Source organism: Klebsiella sp. 141240 (assembly GCF_050600805.1).
Lineage (GTDB): Bacteria > Pseudomonadota > Gammaproteobacteria > Enterobacterales > Enterobacteriaceae > Klebsiella > Klebsiella aerogenes.
Genome location: NZ_JAQIRK010000002.1, coordinates 519,187 through 537,121, shown reverse-complemented (window position 1 = coordinate 537,121; position 17,935 = coordinate 519,187). Strand labels below are relative to the sequence as shown.

The 17,935-nt window shown below is 57.4% G+C and carries 17 protein-coding genes; 12 read left to right on the top strand and 5 right to left on the bottom strand.

Going from position 1 to position 17,935, the window contains the following annotated elements; translation table 11 throughout:
• The first annotated feature begins 55 nt into the window (after positions 1 to 55).
• The 3 genes from glnP (at position 56) to ybiO (ending at position 3,743) form a co-directional block, all read left to right on the top strand.
• The gene (glnP, locus tag PGQ95_RS05595) at positions 56 to 715 is read left to right on the top strand and encodes a glutamine ABC transporter permease GlnP (RefSeq protein ID WP_045364618.1); all 660 of its coding nucleotides are present in this window, start codon (positions 56 to 58) and stop codon (positions 713 to 715) included.
• Complete coding sequence (gene glnQ / locus PGQ95_RS05590; RefSeq protein WP_015367582.1) at positions 712 to 1,434, top strand: glutamine ABC transporter ATP-binding protein GlnQ; 723 nt, start codon at positions 712 to 714, stop codon at positions 1,432 to 1,434. Before glnP ends, glnQ begins: the two co-directional genes overlap by 4 nt.
• Positions 1,435 to 1,544: 110 nt before the next feature.
• Positions 1,545 to 3,743, top strand: a complete 2,199-nt coding sequence (gene ybiO, locus PGQ95_RS05585; RefSeq protein WP_430917211.1) for a mechanosensitive channel protein — start codon at positions 1,545 to 1,547, stop codon at positions 3,741 to 3,743.
• Here the strand turns inward: ybiO and rlmF are convergent.
• Complete coding sequence (gene rlmF / locus PGQ95_RS05580) at positions 3,740 to 4,654, bottom strand: 23S rRNA (adenine(1618)-N(6))-methyltransferase RlmF (RefSeq protein WP_113373910.1); 915 nt, start codon at positions 4,652 to 4,654, stop codon at positions 3,740 to 3,742. The genes ybiO and rlmF overlap by 4 nt on opposite strands.
• Before the next feature lie 97 nt (positions 4,655 to 4,751).
• Here rlmF and PGQ95_RS05575 point away from each other — a divergent pair, with 97 nt between their 5' ends.
• The 4 genes from PGQ95_RS05575 to ybiJ all read left to right on the top strand — a co-directional run bounded on the left by PGQ95_RS05575 (position 4,752) and on the right by ybiJ (position 6,727).
• Positions 4,752 to 5,366, top strand: a complete 615-nt coding sequence (locus tag PGQ95_RS05575) for a flavin reductase family protein (protein ID WP_087860024.1) — start codon at positions 4,752 to 4,754, stop codon at positions 5,364 to 5,366.
• A gap of 166 nt (positions 5,367 to 5,532) precedes the next feature.
• The gene (locus PGQ95_RS05570) at positions 5,533 to 5,796 is read left to right on the top strand and encodes a DUF1471 domain-containing protein (protein WP_087860025.1); all 264 of its coding nucleotides are present in this window, start codon (positions 5,533 to 5,535) and stop codon (positions 5,794 to 5,796) included.
• A gap of 119 nt (positions 5,797 to 5,915) precedes the next feature.
• Positions 5,916 to 6,182 carry a DksA/TraR family C4-type zinc finger protein gene (locus PGQ95_RS05565; RefSeq protein ID WP_045395039.1) on the top strand — a complete coding sequence of 89 codons (267 nt, stop codon included), beginning with the start codon at positions 5,916 to 5,918 and terminating at the stop codon, positions 6,180 to 6,182.
• 284 nt (positions 6,183 to 6,466) lie between these two features.
• Complete coding sequence (gene ybiJ, locus PGQ95_RS05560) at positions 6,467 to 6,727, top strand: DUF1471 family protein YbiJ (RefSeq protein WP_045395040.1); 261 nt, start codon at positions 6,467 to 6,469, stop codon at positions 6,725 to 6,727.
• A gap of 102 nt (positions 6,728 to 6,829) precedes the next feature.
• Here the strand turns inward: ybiJ and ybiB are convergent, their stop codons facing one another.
• The 3 genes from ybiB to rhlE form a co-directional block, all read right to left on the bottom strand.
• The gene (ybiB, locus tag PGQ95_RS05555) at positions 6,830 to 7,798 is read right to left on the bottom strand and encodes a DNA-binding protein YbiB (protein ID WP_337071944.1); all 969 of its coding nucleotides are present in this window, start codon (positions 7,796 to 7,798) and stop codon (positions 6,830 to 6,832) included.
• Between the two features lie 50 nt (positions 7,799 to 7,848).
• The gene (gene dinG / locus PGQ95_RS05550) at positions 7,849 to 9,993 is read right to left on the bottom strand and encodes an ATP-dependent DNA helicase DinG (RefSeq protein WP_015367590.1); all 2,145 of its coding nucleotides are present in this window, start codon (positions 9,991 to 9,993) and stop codon (positions 7,849 to 7,851) included.
• A gap of 195 nt (positions 9,994 to 10,188) precedes the next feature.
• Positions 10,189 to 11,532, bottom strand: coding sequence for an ATP-dependent RNA helicase RhlE (gene rhlE / locus PGQ95_RS05545; protein WP_087860027.1), 1,344 nt, complete (start codon positions 11,530 to 11,532; stop codon positions 10,189 to 10,191).
• 259 nt (positions 11,533 to 11,791) lie between these two features.
• Here rhlE and cecR point away from each other — a divergent pair, with 259 nt between their 5' ends.
• The 5 genes from cecR (at position 11,792) to PGQ95_RS05520 (ending at position 17,509) form a co-directional block, all read left to right on the top strand.
• A complete protein-coding gene (gene cecR, locus PGQ95_RS05540; RefSeq protein WP_213317771.1) occupies positions 11,792 to 12,469 on the top strand; it encodes a transcriptional regulator CecR in 678 nt (225 codons plus the stop codon).
• Positions 12,466 to 13,458, top strand: a complete 993-nt coding sequence (hlyD, locus tag PGQ95_RS05535; protein WP_213317772.1) for a secretion protein HlyD — start codon at positions 12,466 to 12,468, stop codon at positions 13,456 to 13,458. Before cecR ends, hlyD begins: the two co-directional genes overlap by 4 nt.
• Complete coding sequence (locus PGQ95_RS05530) at positions 13,451 to 15,190, top strand: ATP-binding cassette domain-containing protein (RefSeq protein WP_430917209.1); 1,740 nt, start codon at positions 13,451 to 13,453, stop codon at positions 15,188 to 15,190. Before hlyD ends, PGQ95_RS05530 begins: the two co-directional genes overlap by 8 nt.
• Positions 15,180 to 16,313: an ABC transporter permease gene (locus tag PGQ95_RS05525; RefSeq protein WP_042895141.1), complete on the top strand. Its 1,134-nt coding sequence runs from the start codon at positions 15,180 to 15,182 to the stop codon at positions 16,311 to 16,313. Before PGQ95_RS05530 ends, PGQ95_RS05525 begins: the two co-directional genes overlap by 11 nt.
• An 89-nt stretch (positions 16,314 to 16,402) precedes the next feature.
• On the top strand, positions 16,403 to 17,509 hold the full coding sequence (locus tag PGQ95_RS05520; protein WP_113373902.1) for an ABC transporter permease: 1,107 nt from the start codon (positions 16,403 to 16,405) through the stop codon (positions 17,507 to 17,509).
• Here PGQ95_RS05520 and PGQ95_RS05515 read toward each other — a convergent pair.
• Positions 17,471 to 17,881 (bottom strand): YbhQ family protein, encoded by a 411-nt coding sequence (locus PGQ95_RS05515; RefSeq protein ID WP_113373901.1) that lies wholly within the window; start codon positions 17,879 to 17,881, stop codon positions 17,471 to 17,473. The two genes, PGQ95_RS05520 and PGQ95_RS05515, sit on opposite strands and share 39 nt — an antisense overlap.
• Positions 17,882 to 17,935: the final 54 nt, after the last annotated feature.

Below are 17,935 nucleotides of genomic sequence, written 5' to 3'. Positions count from 1 at the left end.
GTATTCGCAGAGGCTTTCTCTGCTTTCGACACGGTAACAGTAACAGGAACACATTATGCAGTTTGACTGGAGTGCCATCTGGCCCGCCATTCCTATTTTGCTGGAAGGCGCCAAAATGACGCTGTGGATTTCGGTCCTCGGCCTGGTTGGCGGCCTTATCATCGGTCTGGTGGCCGGTTTCGCCCGCTGTTTCGGCGGCTGGATAGCCAACCACGTCGCGCTGGTATTTATTGAAATCATCCGCGGCACGCCAATTGTGGTGCAGGTGATGTTCATCTACTTCGCGCTGCCGATGGCGTTTAGCGACTTACGCATCGACCCATTCACCGCCGCGGTGGTGACCATCATGATCAACTCCGGCGCCTATATCGCGGAAATCACCCGCGGCGCGGTGCTGTCCATCCACAAAGGCTTCCGCGAAGCGGGTCTGGCGCTGGGGCTCTCCCGCCGCGAGACCATCCGCCACGTGATCCTGCCGCTGGCGCTGCGCCGTATGCTGCCGCCGCTCGGTAACCAATGGATTATCAGTATCAAAGATACGTCGCTGTTTATCGTCATCGGCGTCGCCGAGCTGACCCGCCAGGGCCAGGAAATTATTGCCGGTAACTTCCGCGCGCTGGAAATCTGGAGCGCCGTTGCGGTCATTTATCTGATCATCACCCTGGTGTTGAGCTTCATTCTGCGTCGTCTTGAAAGAAGGATGAAAATCCTGTGATTGAATTTAAAAACGTTTCCAAACACTTTGGCCCGACTAAAGTGCTGCACGATATCGATCTGAAGATCAACAAAGGCGAAGTGGTCGTGATCATCGGGCCATCCGGCTCCGGTAAATCTACGCTGCTACGCTGCATCAACAAACTGGAAGAGATCACCAGCGGCGATCTTATCGTCGATGGCCTGAAGGTGAACGACCCGAAAGTTGACGAGCGCTTAATTCGCCAGGAAGCCGGAATGGTATTCCAGCAGTTCTATCTGTTCCCGCACCTGACGGCGCTGGAGAACGTGATGTTCGGCCCGCAGCGCGTGCGCGGCGCGTCGAAGGCGGCGGCAGAAACGCTGGCGAAAGAGCTGCTGGCGAAAGTGGGTCTCGCGGAACGCGCACACCACTATCCATCCGAACTCTCCGGCGGCCAGCAGCAGCGCGTCGCCATTGCCCGCGCGCTGGCGGTGAAACCGAAAATGATGCTGTTTGATGAGCCGACTTCGGCACTTGACCCGGAACTGCGCCATGAAGTGCTGAAAGTCATGCAGGACCTGGCCGAGGAAGGTATGACGATGGTCATCGTAACCCACGAAATCGGCTTTGCTGAAAAAGTGGCGTCACGGCTGATCTTCATCGATAAAGGCCGCATCGCCGAAGATGGCGACCCGCAGGTTCTGGTGAAGAACCCGCCAAGCCCGCGTCTGCGCGAGTTTTTACAGCACGTAGCCTGATGCGCCCGGCTCTCCCCGGCAAAGGGAGAGCCGCTTTCCAGATTATCCCACCGCTCCTCCTCGTGTGACCCCTTCTATACTTAGCAGTTTGAGATGCAATGGAGGCGCCCATGCCGTGGATCCTACTGTTGCTCGCTGCGCTGTGGATTTCTCCACTGTCGGCGGCGTCATTGCCCGGCATACCGGCGGCGACAACCGACAAAAGCACAGCCAGCGAGCCTGACCTTGAACAGAAAAAAGCCGCCTGGGCGGCATTGGCTGACGTGCTGGATAATCCGGACTCGCGGCAGGAGTTAATCGATGAGCTGCGCAAAGCCGCCGCCACCCAGCCGCCTGCCACCGCCCCCACGCTGACCCCGCCAGAAGTCAAAGATGAGCAAACCGTTCTGGAAAGCGTGACGGAAGTTAGCCGTCAGTATAGCGAGCGCCTGTCGTCGCGGTTTTCGCAGCTATGGCGCAATATCACCGGCTCGCCGCATAAGCCTTTCCATGCCGATGCTTTTCGCAATGCCGCTGGCGACTTCCTGCTGCTGGCCGGGCTGGTATTTGCCTTCTGGTGGTTAGTACGCCTGGCGGCGCTGCCGCTGTACCGCAAAATGGGCAATTGGGGAAGGCATAAAAACCGTGAGCGCAATAACTGGCTTCAGTTACCGGCAACCATTGCTGGCGCTTTTATCATTGACCTGCTGCTGCTGGCGCTAACGCTGTTTATCGGCCAGCTGTTAAGCGATCGTTTAAACGGCGGCAACCGCACCATTGCTTTCCAACAAAGCCTGTTTCTTAACGCCTTCGCGCTGATCGAGTTTTTTAAAGCCATTCTGCGAGTGATTTTTTGCCCGCGGATTGCCGATTTACGCCCCTTCAATATCAGCGACGAACACGCAATCTACTGGAACTTACGCCTCAGCGCCCTGAGTAGCCTGATTGGTTACGGGCTGATCGTGGCGGTGCCGATTATCTCCAACCAGGTTAACGTGCAAATTGGCGCCCTGGCCAACGTCATCATAATGTTGTGCATTACGGTGTGGGCGTTGTATCTGATTTTCCACAACAAACGCGCCATCACTCAGGGGCTTATCCATCTTGCCGACCGCTCGCTGCCTTTCTTCAGCCTGTTTATTCGCGCTTTCGCGCTGATCTGGCACTGGCTGGCCTGTGCCTACTTTATCGTGCTGTTCTTCTTTTCGCTCTTTGACCCCGGCAACAGCCTCAAATTTATGATGGGCGCGACGCTGCGTAGCCTGGCTATCGTCGGCGCCGCGGCGCTGGTATCCGGTATTTTGTCACGCTGGATAGCCAAAACCATCACCCTGTCGCCAGAAACGCAACGCCACTATCCGGAGCTGCAAAAACGGCTCAACGGCTGGATCTCCGCCTCGCTGAAAGCCGCGCGGATCCTGACGGTATGCGTGGCGGTGATGCTGTTGCTGAGCGCCTGGGGACTGTTTGATTTTCAGCAATGGCTACACAATGATGCCGGGCAAAAAACGGTGGATGTCCTGATTCGTATCGCGCTAATCCTGTTCTTCTCCGCCGTCGGCTGGACCCTACTGGCAAGCCTGATTGAGAACCGCCTGTCATCGGACATTCATGGACGCCCGCTGCCCAGCGCTCGCGCCAGAACGCTGCTGACGCTGTTTCGCAACGCGCTGGCGGTGGTCATTACCACCATTACGATAATGATCTTATTGTCGGAAGTGGGGGTGAACATCGCGCCGCTGCTGGCGGGCGCCGGGGCATTAGGGTTGGCTATCTCTTTCGGCGCCCAAACGCTGGTTAAAGATATTATTACCGGCATCTTTATCCAGTTTGAAAACGGGATGAACACCGGCGATCTGGTGACCATCGGGCCATTAACCGGCACGGTGGAACGGATGTCGATCCGCTCGGTGGGCGTGCGCCAGGATACCGGGGCGTACCATATTATTCCCTGGTCTTCGATAACCACCTTCGCCAACTTTGTGCGCGGGATCGGTTCGGTGGTCGCCAACTATGATGTCGACAGGCAGGAGGACCTGGATAAAGCCAATCAGGCGCTGAAGGCGGCGGTAGACGATCTGATGGCGCAGGAGGAGATCCGCGGGCTGATTATTGGCGAACCCTCGTTCGCCGGGCTGGTGGGGCTGAGCAATACCGCGTTTACCTTACGCGTCAGCTTTACGACGCTACCGCTGAAGCAGTGGACGGTACGCTTTGCCCTCGATACCCAGGTGAAGCAGCATTTCGACCGCGCCGGCGTGCGCGCGCCGGTACAAACCTGGCAAGTATTGCCGCCGCCGGGCAACGCAAACCCGGCGGCGGAGACTTAAAATGGACGACGGCGCTTTGCGTCGTCCATAAAGCTCCAGGCGATAAAGCGGCTCTGTTTCTGCCCCTGCGCCATCTCTTTTTTCACCACTTTCACCGCGCCGACTTCGGTCAGCAGGCGATACAGCGGCGGCAAATTATCGCCGCGGGAAACCAGCGAGGTAAACCATTTAACCTGACGGCCGAACTGCTGGCTTTCGCGGATCATTTGCGAAATAAAGGCCACTTCGCCGCCTTCACACCACAGTTCCTGCTGCTGGCCGCCGAAGTTCAGTACGCTGTCTTCACCGAGCCCCAGATTACGGCGTTTACGCTCGCCGCCGGCACGCGCGCTGGCGGCGGAATCGTGGAACGGCGGGTTGCAGAGAGTCGCATCATAGGTTTCATTCTTATGAATGATCCCGGTAAAGATTGCCTGGCCCTCTTTCTGGCGACGCAGACGAATTTGCCGCGTCAGCCCTGGGTTGCCGTTGATAATCGCCTGGGCGCTGGCAAAGGCTTGCGGGTTGACTTCGCTACCGGTGAAGCGCCAGCCGTATTCATGCGCGCCAATCAGCGGATAGATGCAGTTCGCGCCGGTACCGATATCGAGAATGCTGGCATTTTTCGGGATCTCGCCGCTATCCTGCGCCAGCAGGTCGGCCAGATGGTGGATGTAGTCCGCGCGTCCCGGCACCGGCGGGCACAAGAAGCCGTCAGGAATATCCCAGTGTTTTACCGCGTAAAAGTGCGCCAGCAGCGCCTTATTCAGCGCCTTCACCGCCAGTGGGTTAGCAAAATCAATGGTTTGCTCACCGACCGGATTCAGGGTGATGTAGCTTTGCAGCTCGGGATGAGTCTGGCACAGCGCTGGCAAATCATAGCGTTGGTGATGACGGTTACGCGGGTGCAACCCCGGTTTTTCGGCTTTCATGGCAATCTCCTTTCAACAGCCGCGTAAGATACCCGTTGACGGCGGCGCGGTAAATAAGGGAGTCTGGATATCTTCTTATTTCGTTTTCTGGTGCTCTATGTACTTCTATCAACCTGCCGAAGGCCACGGCCTGCCGCACGACCCGCTGAATGCTATCGTCGGGCCGCGCCCCATCGGCTGGATCGCATCGCTCGATAACGCAGGGCAACGCAATCTCGCCCCCTACAGCTTCTTCAACTGCTTTAACTATCGGCCACCGATCATCGGTTTCGCCAGCGGCGGCTGGAAAGACAGCGTGCAGAACATTGTTGAAACAAAAGAGTTTGTCTGGAATCTGGCTACCCGGCCACTCGCCGAAGCGATGAATGAAACCTCCGCCTCTATTCCGCGTCATGAAGATGAATTCCTGCGCGCCGGATTGACCGCCGCGCCGAGCCGGATCGTCCGCGCTCCGCGCGTGGCGGAAAGCCCGGTCCACTTCGAATGCCGCCTGACGCAGTGTATTCAGTTGACGCGCGCCAGCGGCGAAGCCATTGATAGCTGGCTGGTGCTCGGCGAAGTGGTCGCCGTACATATTGATGAGTCGCTGCTGGAAGACGGGATCTATCAAACCGCGAAAGCGCAGCCGATTTTACGCGCCGGCGGGCCGACGGCCTACTACAGCATTGATGAAAGCCAGCGCTTCGATATGATCCGCCCGGACGCTCGTTAACTTTCACGTAATCACGTAATAAGGCTAACGCATGTCGCAGCGGGCGAATGCCCGGGCGGCATTAAGCGCGTAAAGTGGTTGTTTGCCCACTCTTATATATCCGGTGGTTCTGCGCATCAAGACCTAAACTTATGGTATGTCCCATGCTGTTAATGAGGATATAGCCATGAGAACCTTTCTGTTCGTACCCGCTTTTATCGCGCTCGCCCTTCTCTCCTCATTCACTTTGGCCAACACCGCTGAAACCGCTCCGGTGGCCGTTGGTCCGCTGCGCCCGTCCGGCTCCGTTTCCGCCTCCGGCGCCAGCACCCTCGACGACTTACAAGCGCAACTGGCGCAAAAAGCCCACCAGCAGGGGGCGATTGCCTGGCGAATTAACGCCGCCGGCGGCGGCAATAAATTAGCCGGCACGGCGATTATTTATAAATAATTCTTCCGCTCTCGCCGGGAATACGCAGGCGGAAATCCCGGCTGCCGGGACTTGGCTGCTCATTTTTCGCCCCCATATTTTCTATACTGTTTATAGATTGCAAACACGAGGAGCGCATCATGGCATCAGGTTGGGCAAACGATGGGGCCGTCCAGGATCAAATTGACAGCACGGTAAACGATGCTGTCGCCCGCGCCCGTAGCGAGCTTCCTGGCGGCGAGAGCAACAAATTTTGTGAAGAATGCGGCGAGCCTATTCCGGAGGCGCGGCGCAAGGCGCTGCCCGGGGTTAAATACTGCGTGAAGTGCCAGCAGGATAAAGATTTACATAACAATACATATTCAGGATATAATCGCCGCGGCTCCAAAGATAGCCAGCTGCGCTGACCTTCCTTTACCGTTCATTACCGCTGATTGCGCTATCTTTTCACGCACGTTTTTTGGCGAAAAAAGTGGCAAAATGTGCCTTTAGTTGCCATGGCAACTAGTTTGTCCCTCGACCGTAGCAATAGCGGAAAATAATTTATTAATAATCAATAAATTATTAATCATTCAAAAAATTCGATTAAGACTGTGAATTTCCTTCGATTTTATCTCGCGGCAAAAAACGTGATACTCATCACATCGACAGAACATCGTCCCCCTACAGAACACACTGCGAGAGATTAATTATGAAAAACATCAAATACGCTGCCGCTGCTATCGCCCTTTCCGCTCTGTCTTTCGGCGCATTCGCCGCTCAGCCGGTGACCTCCGCACAGGCAGAAAGCATGAATAAAATCGGCGTCGTTTCCGCTGAAGGCGCAACGACGCTGGATGGCCTGGAGGCCAAACTGGCTGCTAAAGCAGATGCCGCTGGCGCAACCGGCTACAGCATCACCTCCGCTAACACCAACAACAAAGTTAGCGGTACCGCGGTTATCTACAAATAATCGCAGCAACACTCTGAAATGCCACTGAATTAACCCTGAAAAGACCTTTTAAATACCCTTGTTTGCCCGTCCGAGCCACCGGACGGGCTTTTTTTTGTCCGTTTACCAGCGTTCGGCAACCTGCGCCAGGCCATTGGCGAGCGAACTCGCCTGACCGGTGGCGACCAGGCAGCAGGCAAGCTGAATTTTCAGCGACTGCGGAACCGGCTCGCTACCGCTCACGCAGCGCTCAATCCAGCGCGCGGTAACTTCGGGATCTTTAGATTCCGGCAGCGCCACCTTGTCCTGCTGGCTTTCATCGGCTCGCTCATGCAGCGCTCGCGTCCCCGCCGCATCAATGAGATTGATTTGTGGACAACGCTGCGGATTGGCGTAAACCTCACCTTCGGTACCGTGCATCAATAGCGCGCGACCGCCGATTTCAGTAAAGAACTTCGCGACCTTATCGACGTATTCCGGATGCGAGACGCTCGACAGACGCAGCGCGGCATCTTCAGCGAACGGCGTCGCCAGCTTGGCCAGGGTATGGGCGCTGTTGCGCACCCCCATCCGCCAACGCAATGCCAGCTGCTTTTCCAGCGGCGGGCACAGCGCGCCGACCGGGATATAGACCGGCTCATGGCTGTCGAGACGCGCCTGGGCCTGACCCGCGTGGGTGGTGGCCGGGATCCCCATCAGCGCAAATATGGTCTCGGTCAGGACGCGGGTTGGATCGTGGCTGACGCCGTGAACCACCACCGGGAAACCAAGTTTATGCAGCAGTACCGCCAGCAGCGGCGTCAGGTTGGCCTGTTTGCGCGCGCCGTTATAGCTAGGGATAACAATTGGCATCGGTTTCGCTACCGGCGGCGTCAGGCGGATGGTCTGTAGCTGCATCGCCTCATAGAAGCCCTGCATTTCGGCTTCGCCTTCGCCCTTGATGCGCAGCGCAATGAGAATAGCGCCCAGTTCCAGATCGTCCACTTCGCCGTTTAACATCCGCGTATACAGCGCACGGGCCGTGACTAAATCCAGGTCGCGAGCGTGATTTTTGCCGCGCCCGACTTCTTTGATGATTTTGGTGTAATCCATCGACTTGCTCCCTCCAGCGGTAGGCTCCGCCGACCGCACCGCTTATGCGCTTAGCGGCGTCGGCGACGCGTCTGTTTTGCTTTGCTTTTTACTATAACCTCGGGAACGCCCGGCTGCTCTATGGGAAATACCGGTAACGCATTTAACAATCGCGCGCCGTAATTTTTAGTCAGCAGACGCTTATCGTAAATAATGACTTCGCCCCAGCACTGATGGCTACGTATCAGGCGCCCGACCTGTTGAATCAGGTTGAATGAAGCGCTCGGCAGGCTTTGCACCTCAAAGGGATAGCGGTTGAGGCTTTTCAACCACTCGCCTTCGGTGATCACCACCGGGCTGTCGATCGGCGGGAAGGCGATTTTATGGATATGTACCTGGCTTAACAGCTCGCCTTTTAAATCCAGCCCTTCGGCAAAAGATTGCAGGCCAACCAGTACGCTGCGCTCGCCGCCTTCAACGCGTTTACGATGCAGCTCGACCAGCCGATAGCGCGGCTGGTCACCCTGCACCAGCAGCATCAGGCGTAGATCGGTAACATGTTCCAGAAAGCGATTCATGGCACGCCCGCTGGCGAACAGCACCAGCATACCAAGATGCTTTTTGCTCTCGACCTGTTCACGGAAAAAAGCCGCCATTTCGGCGATGTGCTGCTCTTCGTTATCAATAAGCGGCTCATAGCGCATCTGCGGAATAATAATTTTTCCCTGCTCGACGTGATTGAACGGCGAGTCCAGCGCCACGAAACGATCGCCCGCTTTTTCCTTCAGACCGCTCATCTCCTGCAGTCGCGAAAAGCTATTCAACGAACGCAGGGTCGCCGAGGTGACGACAATATGCGGCACGCTGCGCCATAGCAGGCGTTCAAGCTGATCGCTGACGCGGATCCCGACGCAGTGGAACCAGACATGGATCTGGCCATCGCGAATCTCACGGGTGGCCCACTTGGTCACCGGCGCGCCGGAAGACTGCGCCATTGAGGCCAGCCGCCACAGCTTGCTCTGGCTTTCGAACATGCCAAGGGCCCGGTTCATCTGCAGCAGGATACGATGCAGACGCACCACGTCGTGGCTGCCGGTCTTTTCGCTGAGATCGTTGAGAAACAGCTCCGCCAACCCGCGCAACATTTCGGTGAGCTTGGCCAGCCGCTGGCAAATCTCCATCACTTCCTGCGGCAGTTCGCCCATTGGGAAGCGATGCTCCGCCTCCTGGGCGGCAGGCATATAGAGATTGAGAATATTATTGAGCGAGGCGATAAGCTCATACAGCTCTTCGCAGTGTTCGTTCAACCGTTCCGGATTGGCCAACGGCGGCGTGGTCTTCGGACGGAACTGCTCCATGCAGGTCGCCACCAGCTTGCTGAACAGATCCAACTGCAGCCGGTACCAGGGCGCGGTTATTTCCGCGCTCATCTCTAAGGCGTCGCGGGCGACGTCCGGCAGATGGTGGCCTTCGTCGAGCACCAGCAGCAGATTTTTCGGCTCCGGCAGCACCGCTTCGCTCTCCATGGCCGCCATCACCAACGCATGGTTGGCCACCACCACTTCCGCTTCCTGAATTTCGCGCCGGGCCACGAAAAACGGGCATTCACGGTAGTAGTGGCAGTTGCGGTTAAGACAGCTGGCTTTATCGGTGCTCAGCCGCCCCCACAGGGCGTCGTCAATGGGCTTGTCGGTATGGTCGCGCAGGCCGTCCCATTTATAGCCGTCGAGATCGGTTTTCAGCGTCGCGCACAGTTTTTGTTCGGCCTGGTTTTTTGGCGTCAGATCGTCATCAAGGAACGCCAGCAGGTCCTGCTGCGTCGCCTCGGTGCTGGCCAGCGCCGCCAGATTACGCGGACAAACGTAGCGGCCGCGGCCAAAGGCGGCGGTAAAGCGCAGGTCGGGAATAATCTTGCGCAGCAACGGCAGGTCTTTACTGTAGATTTGATCCTGCAGCGCGACGTTGGCGGTACTGACCACCAGCGTTTTTTGTTCCTCACGGGCGATGGCGATGCCGGGGATCAGATATGACAGCGTTTTGCCGACGCCGGTCGGCGCTTCGATAGCCAGATGCCGTCCCTCTTCCCCGGCGAGCGTTTTCGCCACATCGGCGATCATCTGCCGCTGCGGGGCTCGGGGGATAAAGTCCGGGATCTGTTCCTGAAGCGCCTTATACCAGGCGGCGATTTGCGCTTTAAGCGCAGCGGTCAAAGCCATGAGAAAACCTGAATACTGTATAAACAGCCACTATTGTGCCATTTTTGCCGGCCAGGAGGTATTGCTTTCTGTAGAGGGTGGAATCGCGCTCGATAAAAAACGCAATGAACGGCAAAGAAACGGCCCGCCGCCGCGCATGCGGACAAACGAGCCGTGATGATGCCTGAGCGCTTTATCGTCCCAGGCAACAGCGTCTTATTCGCCGGCAGGTTTACGTGGGCGACGACGACGCGGTGGTTTACCGTCCTGGGTACGCGCTTTCGGCGCTTCGCCATCCTGACGACGCGGCGCCTGCTGGCTACGGCCCTGGCTCTGACCGCCGCGTCCTTGCCCCTGACCGCGACCACCGCCGCCGCCACGCTGCTGACGACCGTTTTGAATCGGCTCCGCTTTAATCGACGGATCCGGCTCGTAACCGGCAATAGCAATACGCGGGATCTCTTTTTTCAGCAGGCGTTCGATATCACGCAGCAGCTTATGCTCGTCCACGCAGACCAGCGACAGCGCTTCGCCGGTCGCCGCCGCGCGGCCGGTACGGCCAATACGATGCACGTAATCTTCCGGCACGTTCGGCAACTCATAGTTAACCACGTGCGGCAGCTCTTCGATGTCGAGCCCGCGCGCGGCGATGTCGGTGGCGACCAGCACACGAATGCCGCCGGATTTAAAGTCAGCCAGCGCACGGGTACGCGCTCCCTGGCTCTTATTGCCGTGGATGGCGGCGCTACGGATACCGTCTTTATTCAGCTGCTCCGCCAGATGGTTGGCGCCGTGCTTGGTGCGGGTAAAGACCAGCACCTGCTGCCAGTTGCCTTCGCCAATCAGCTGCGAGAGCAGTTCACGCTTACGTTTCTTATCCACAAAGTGAACGTGCTGGGTGATCTGCTCAGAGGCGGTGTTGCGGCGCGCCACTTCGACTTCCAGCGGGTTATGCAGCAGTTTTTCCGCCAGCGCTTTGATTTCGTCGGAGAAGGTAGCGGAGAACAGCAGGTTTTGACGACGCGGCGGCAGTTTAGCCAGCACGCGGCGAATGTCGTGGATAAAGCCCATATCCAGCATGCGGTCGGCTTCATCCAGTACCAGCACTTCAACTTTATCCAGGCTGACCGCGTTCTGATGTTCAAGGTCCAGCAGACGGCCCGGGGTGGCGACGAGGATATCGACACCGCCGCGCAGTTTCATCATCTGCGGGTTGATGCTCACGCCGCCGAAGACCACCAGCGAGCGGATATTCAGATATTTGCTGTAGTCGCGGACGTTCTCGCCCACCTGCGCCGCCAGTTCGCGGGTCGGCGTCAGGATCAGGGCGCGCACCGGACGGCGCCCCTTCGCGTGCGGCTGCTCCTGGGTCAGGCGCTGCAGCAGCGGCAGCGTAAAACCGGCGGTTTTGCCGGTCCCGGTCTGGGCGCTGGCCATCAGATCGCGGCCCTGCAGTACTGCCGGGATCGCCTGCTGCTGGATAGGGGTCGGCTCAACGTAACCCTGCTCGGCGACGGCGCGCAGGATATCGGGATTCAGGCCAAGGGAATCAAAAGACATAACAACTCCGAACCGCCCCGGCCCGTTTAAGGGCGTAGTTTTCAGGGAGATTATTGCGATAGAGATGGCAAAAACCACAATGCCATGAAGGGGCGCAGTCTAGCAGATTTTGTGACGAACCGCATAAAATATCCCCGCAGGAATTACCAGCAAAATAATGCTCGCTTGCGCCGGGTCACTTTTAGTATTCACCATTGTGGACAGTTCAGCGAATCGCCCCTATTCTTAATCAATCGATTGATTAATTTTTTTAGGCGCGATGAATAATACTTCCGTGACCAGTAAAGGCGAACAAGCCAAAAACCAGCTTATCGCCGCCGCTATCGCGCAATTCGGCGAGTATGGCCTCCATGCGACGACCCGCGATATCGCCGCGCAGGCCGGGCAAAATATCGCCGCCATCACCTATTATTTCGGTTCGAAAGACGACCTGTATCTCGCCTGCGCGCAGTGGATCGCCGACTGTATCGGCGAGAATTTCCGCCCGCATGCCGAAGCGGCCGAAGCCCTGCTCGCCCAGACGAAGCCAGACAAACCGGCGCTGCGGGAATTGATTCTGCGCAGCTGTCGCGATATGAGTCTGCTGCTAACCCAGGACGATACGGTCAACCTCAGCAAATTTATCTCTCGCGAGCAGCTCTCGCCAACCGCGGCTTACCAGCTTATTCACCAGCAGGTTATCGCCCCGCTACATAGCTATTTGACCCGGCTTATCGCCGCCTGGACCGGGCGCGATGCCAACGATACGCAGATGATTCTGCACACCCACGCCCTGCTTGGCGAGGTACTGGCCTTCCGGCTCGGGCGGGAAACCATTTTACTGCGTACCGGCTGGGCGCAGTTCGATCAACAAAAGGCTGAACAAATTTTTCAGGTGATTACCTGTCATATCGATTTCATTCTGCAAGGGTTAGCGCAAAGGAGCCTGGGATCATGAAAAAACCCGTCGTCGTTCTACTGGTCGTCATCGTGCTCGCCGCGATCGGCGGCGGCTGGTGGTGGTATCAAAGCAGCCAAGCGAAAGATCTCACTCTCTACGGCAATGTCGATATTCGTACTGTGAATATGAGCTTCCGCGTCGGCGGACGGCTGGCAGCCCTGAACGTCGATGAAGGCGATGAAATTCGCCGCGGGCAAACCCTCGGCGAACTGGACCGCGCGCCGTATGAAAACGCGCTGCAGCAAGCGCAGGCCAACGTCTCTACCGCCCAGGCACAGTACGATTTGATGATGGCGGGTTATCGTGCCGAAGAGATTGCGCAGGCGGCGGCCGCGGTTAATCAAGCGCAGGCCGCCTGGGTCTACGCGCAGAATTTTTATCAACGTCAGCTCGGTCTGCGCGCCAGCAGCGCGATTTCCGCCAACGACCTCGAAAACGCCCGTTCTTCACGCGATCAGGCGCAGGCGACCTTAAAGTCAGCGCAGGATAAGCTGCGTCAATATCGCGCCGGTAACCGCCCGCAGGAAATTGCCCAGGCCAAAGCCAGCCTTGAACAGGCGCAGGCGGCCCTGGCGCAGGCCAAACTGGACCTGCATGATACCGTGCTGACCGCGCCTTCCGACGGCACCTTGATGACCCGCGCCGTCGAACCCGGCACCATGTTAAACGCCGGCGGCACGGTGCTGACGCTGTCATTAACCCGTCCGGTTTGGGTACGCGCCTACGTTGACGAGAAAAATCTTGGCCAGGCGCAGCCGGGGCGCGAAGTACTGCTGTATACCGATAGCCGGCCGAACAAGCCCTATCATGGTAAAATCGGCTTTGTCTCCCCCAGCGCCGAATTCACGCCGAAGACCGTGGAAACACCGGATTTGCGTACCGATCTCGTCTACCGCCTGCGCATCGTGGTGAACGACGCTGATGGCGCCCTGCGTCAGGGCATGCCGGTGACAGTCTCATTCAGCAACGGAAACGGGCATGAGTAAGGACGTCATTACCGTTAACGGCCTGACCCGCCGTTTTCCCGGCATGGATAGGCCGGCGGTCGCGCCGCTGAACTGTACGATTCACTCAGGCTACGTCACAGGGCTCGTCGGCCCCGATGGCGCTGGGAAAACCACCCTAATGCGAATGCTGGCCGGTTTACTTAAGCCCGATGAGGGCAGCGCAAGCGTAATCGGCTTCGATCCGCTCAAGGACGACAGCGCGCTGCACGCGGCGCTCGGCTATATGCCGCAGAAATTTGGCCTGTATGAAGATCTGACGGTAATGGAAAACCTGAATCTGTACGCCGATCTGCGCAGCGTCACCGGCGAGGCGCGCAAGAAAATATTCGAGCGCCTGCTGGAATTCACTTCTCTTGGCCCTTTCACCGGGCGATTAGCCGGCAAACTCTCCGGCGGCATGAAACAAAAGCTGGGGCTCGCCTGTACGCTGGTGGGCGATCCTAAAGTACTGTTGTTAGATGAGCCCGGCGTCGGGGTCGACCCTATTTCGCGCCGCGAGCTGTGGCAGATGGTGCACGAACTGGCCGGCGACGGCATGCTAATTTTGTGGAGCACCTCTTATCTCGATGAAGCCGAGCAGTGCCGGGATGTGCTGCTGATGAACGAAGGTAAATTGCTTTACCAGGGCGAACCGAAGGCGCTGACGCAAACCATGGCCGGGCGCAGCTTTCTGGTCTCCAGCCCGCAGGAAAACAACCGCCGCCTGCTGCAGCGGGCGCTGAAACTGCCGCAAATTAGCGATGGCGTGATTCAGGGCAAATCGGTGCGTTTGATCCTGAAAAAGGAAGCCCGCATTACTGAGGTTAAGCAACATGACGACGTGCCGCCGCTACAGGTGGCCGAAACCGCGCCGCGTTTTGAAGACGCCTTTATCGACCTGTTAGGCGGCGCCGGAACCGCCGAGTCGCCGTTAGGAGAGATTATTCATCACGTTGACGGCAGCAAAGACGAAACGGTCATTGAAGCACGGTCGTTAACGAAAAAGTTTGGTGATTTCACCGCCACCGATCACGTGGATTTCCAGGTTAAGCGCGGTGAGATTTTCGGCCTGCTCGGCCCCAACGGCGCCGGCAAATCCACGACCTTCAAAATGATGTGCGGCCTGCTGGTGCCAACGGACGGAAAAGCGCTGGTGCTGGGGATGGATCTCAAGGTTAGCTCCGGTAAAGCGCGCCAGCATCTGGGCTATATGGCGCAAAAATTCTCGCTGTACGGCAACCTCAGCGTCGAGCAGAACCTGCGTTTTTTCTCCGGCGTTTACGGCCTACGCGGCCGGGCGCAAAATGAAAAAATCGCGCGGATGAGCGATGCCTTTGGCCTGAAAAGTATCGCCGGCCACGCCGCCGACGAGCTACCGCTCGGCTACAAGCAGCGGCTGGCGTTGGCCTGCTCGCTGATGCATGAACCCGACATTCTGTTCCTCGATGAACCCACCTCCGGCGTCGACCCGCTTACTCGCCGCGAATTCTGGCTGCATATCAACAGCATGGTCGATAAAGGGGTCACGGTGATGGTGACTACCCACTTTATGGATGAGGCGGAATACTGCGACCGCATCGGGCTGGTCTACCACGGTAAGCTTATCGCCAGCGGCACGCCGGACGCGCTGAAGGCGCAGGCGGCGAATGACAGTCAGGCGGATCCCACCATGGAACAGGCGTTTATTACCCTGATTAACCAATGGGACAAGGAAAACGGTCATGAGCAATAGCATTCTCTCCTGGCGACGGGTTCGCGCGCTGTGCGTCAAAGAGACCCGGCAGATTGTCCGCGATCCCAGCAGTTGGCTGATTGCGGTGGTGATCCCCCTGCTCCTGCTGTTTATCTTCGGCTACGGCATTAACCTCGACTCCAGTAAACTGCGGGTCGGCGTATTGCTGGAACAGCAGAGCGAAGAGGCGCTGGACTTTGTCCATACCATGACCGGCTCTCCCTATATCGACGCCACCGTCAGCGATAATCGCCAGCAGTTGATTGAGCTGATGCAGGCAGGGCGCATCCGCGCGATGGTCGTCATACCCGTCGACTTTGACCGCCAGATGGCCCGCGCCGGCGCCAATGCGCCGATTCAGTTGATTACCGACGGTAGCGAGCCTAATACCGCTAACTTCGCGCAGGGCTACGTCGAAGGTATATGGCAGATTTGGCAACAGCAACGGGCGGAAGACCGCGGTGAGACCTTTGAACCGCTTATTGACGTGCAGATGCGCTACTGGTTTAACCCGGCGGCCATCAGTCAGCACTTTATTATCCCCGGCGCAATTACCATCATCATGACCGTGGTCGGCGCGATATTGACCTCGCTGGTGGTAGCGCGTGAATGGGAACGCGGCACCATGGAAGCGCTGCTATCCACTGAAATCACCCGTGCCGAACTGCTGCTGTGCAAGATAATTCCCTACTATTTCCTCGGCATGCTGGCGATGTTGCTGTGTATGCTGGTATCGGTATTTATTCTCGGCGTGCCCTATCGCGGCTCGCTGCTGATTCTGTTTGTCATCACCAGCCTGTTTTTGCTCAGTACGCTGGGAATGGGGTTACTGATCTCGACAATTACCCGCAACCAGTTTAACGCCGCGCAGGTCGCGCTGAACGCCGCTTTTTTACCGTCAATTATGTTGTCCGGGTTTATTTTCCAGATAGATAGTATGCCGGCGGTGATCCGCGCGGTGACCTACGTGATCCCGGCGCGTTACTTCGTCAACACCCTGCAAAGCCTGTTTCTGGCGGGCAATATTCCGGTGGTACTGCTGGTGAACGTGCTGTTTTTGATTGCTTCGGCGGTGATGTTTATCGGCCTGACGTGGCTTAAAACCAAACGGCGTCTGGATTAACCCTGGCGCTCGAATTTTGCCCGGTGGCGCTACGCTTACCGGGCCTACGGTAAGTTTCGGTCGCCCGGGTCCGACATGAGGAAGGTTCTATGTTTCATCGTTTATGGACATTAATCCGCAAAGAGCTGCAGTCGCTACTGCGTGAACCGCAAACGCGGATGATTTTAATCATGCCGGTGCTGATTCAGGTACTGTTGTTTCCCTTTGCCGCCACGCTTGAGGTGACCAACGCTACCATCGCTATCTATAACGAAGATAGCGGCCGCCACGCGGTGGAGCTCACCCAGCGCTTTGCCCGCGCCAAAGCCTTTACTCACGTTCTGCTGCTGAAAAGCCCGCAGGCGATCCAGCCGACCATCGATGAACAAAAAGCCCTGCTCGTGGTGCGCTTCCCGGCGGATTTCTCGCGTAATCTCGACAACTACCAAACCGCCCCGCTACAGCTACTGCTCGACGGGCGTAACTCCAACAGCGCGCAAATCGCCGCTAACTATCTACAGCAGATTGTTAAAAACTATCAGCAGGATCTGCTGCAGGACAAAGCGAAACCGAACAACAGCGAACTGGTGGTGCGCAACTGGTACAACCCGAATCTCGATTATAAATGGTTCGTGGTGCCGTCGCTTATCGCCATGATCACCACCATCGGGGTGATGATCGTAACGTCGTTGTCGGTGGCACGCGAGCGCGAACAGGGCACCCTCGATCAGCTGCTGGTCTCACCGCTCGCCACCTGGCAAATCTTCGTTGGCAAAGCGGTACCGGCGCTGATTGTCGCCACGATGCAGGCGACTATCGTGCTGGCGATCGGCATTTGGGCCTATCAGATCCCATTTGCCGGCTCGCTGCTGCTGTTCTATTTCACCATGCTGATTTACGGTCTATCGCTGGTGGGCTTTGGCTTATTGATTTCTTCGCTGTGTTCAACCCAGCAGCAGGCATTTATCGGCGTGTTCGTCTTTATGATGCCGGCGATTCTGCTTTCCGGCTACGTCTCACCGGTTGAAAACATGCCGCAGTGGCTACAGGACGTCACCTGGATAAACCCTATCCGCCATTTTACCGATATCACCAAGCAAATTTATCTGAAGGATGCGAGTCTGAAGATTGTGTGGGGAAGTTTGTGGCCGCTATTAGTCATAGCGGCCACTACCGGCTCAGCGGCGTATGCGATGTTCCGAAGAAAGATTGCCTAGTTTTTTATCTTTCGCCAGCAGCGATACCACCGCCGGGCCTGCCAGTATGACCAGCCCGGCGAGGGCCAGCAGCAGGTTGTTGTGCAACACGCGCGACAACAACCAGAGCACTATCATGGCGGCGCCGAAGTACCAGGTTGTGGTGAGCTCCTCAAGGAAGTCCCCCACGTCGCGCCAGCGCGCTTCATGGTGACGCTGCAAATACAGCATCGCCAGCAGCGTGACGCCGTACAGTACGCACAGCCCTAATCCGACGCGCACCAGCGCGCCGCTCATCCAACCCATCACCAGTACTGCCACGACCAGTAGATGCAACATAATCTGCCAGCAACTAAGACCCGTTGCGACGCGTACACGTTGTTGCCACTTCATGGCTTCTCTCCTGAAGGATTTTTCTCTGCTACTCAGAGTACCGCACTTTACGGA

Coding starts and splice junctions, on each gene's coding strand:
- glnP (WP_045364618.1), top strand. CDS start 56: ATGCAGTTTGACTGGAGTGCCATCTGGCCCGCCATTCCTATTTTGCTG.
- ybiO (WP_430917211.1), top strand. CDS start 1,545: ATGCCGTGGATCCTACTGTTGCTCGCTGCGCTGTGGATTTCTCCACTG.
- rlmF (WP_113373910.1), bottom strand. CDS start 4,654: ATGAAAGCCGAAAAACCGGGGTTGCACCCGCGTAACCGTCATCACCAA.
- PGQ95_RS05575 (WP_087860024.1), top strand. CDS start 4,752: ATGTACTTCTATCAACCTGCCGAAGGCCACGGCCTGCCGCACGACCCG.
- PGQ95_RS05570 (WP_087860025.1), top strand. CDS start 5,533: ATGAGAACCTTTCTGTTCGTACCCGCTTTTATCGCGCTCGCCCTTCTC.
- PGQ95_RS05565 (WP_045395039.1), top strand. CDS start 5,916: ATGGCATCAGGTTGGGCAAACGATGGGGCCGTCCAGGATCAAATTGAC.
- ybiJ (WP_045395040.1), top strand. CDS start 6,467: ATGAAAAACATCAAATACGCTGCCGCTGCTATCGCCCTTTCCGCTCTG.
- ybiB (WP_337071944.1), bottom strand. CDS start 7,798: ATGGATTACACCAAAATCATCAAAGAAGTCGGGCGCGGCAAAAATCAC.
- dinG (WP_015367590.1), bottom strand. CDS start 9,993: ATGGCTTTGACCGCTGCGCTTAAAGCGCAAATCGCCGCCTGGTATAAG.
- rhlE (WP_087860027.1), bottom strand. CDS start 11,532: ATGTCTTTTGATTCCCTTGGCCTGAATCCCGATATCCTGCGCGCCGTC.
- cecR (WP_213317771.1), top strand. CDS start 11,792: ATGAATAATACTTCCGTGACCAGTAAAGGCGAACAAGCCAAAAACCAG.
- hlyD (WP_213317772.1), top strand. CDS start 12,466: ATGAAAAAACCCGTCGTCGTTCTACTGGTCGTCATCGTGCTCGCCGCG.
- PGQ95_RS05530 (WP_430917209.1), top strand. CDS start 13,451: ATGAGTAAGGACGTCATTACCGTTAACGGCCTGACCCGCCGTTTTCCC.
- PGQ95_RS05525 (WP_042895141.1), top strand. CDS start 15,180: ATGAGCAATAGCATTCTCTCCTGGCGACGGGTTCGCGCGCTGTGCGTC.
- PGQ95_RS05520 (WP_113373902.1), top strand. CDS start 16,403: ATGTTTCATCGTTTATGGACATTAATCCGCAAAGAGCTGCAGTCGCTA.
- PGQ95_RS05515 (WP_113373901.1), bottom strand. CDS start 17,881: ATGAAGTGGCAACAACGTGTACGCGTCGCAACGGGTCTTAGTTGCTGG.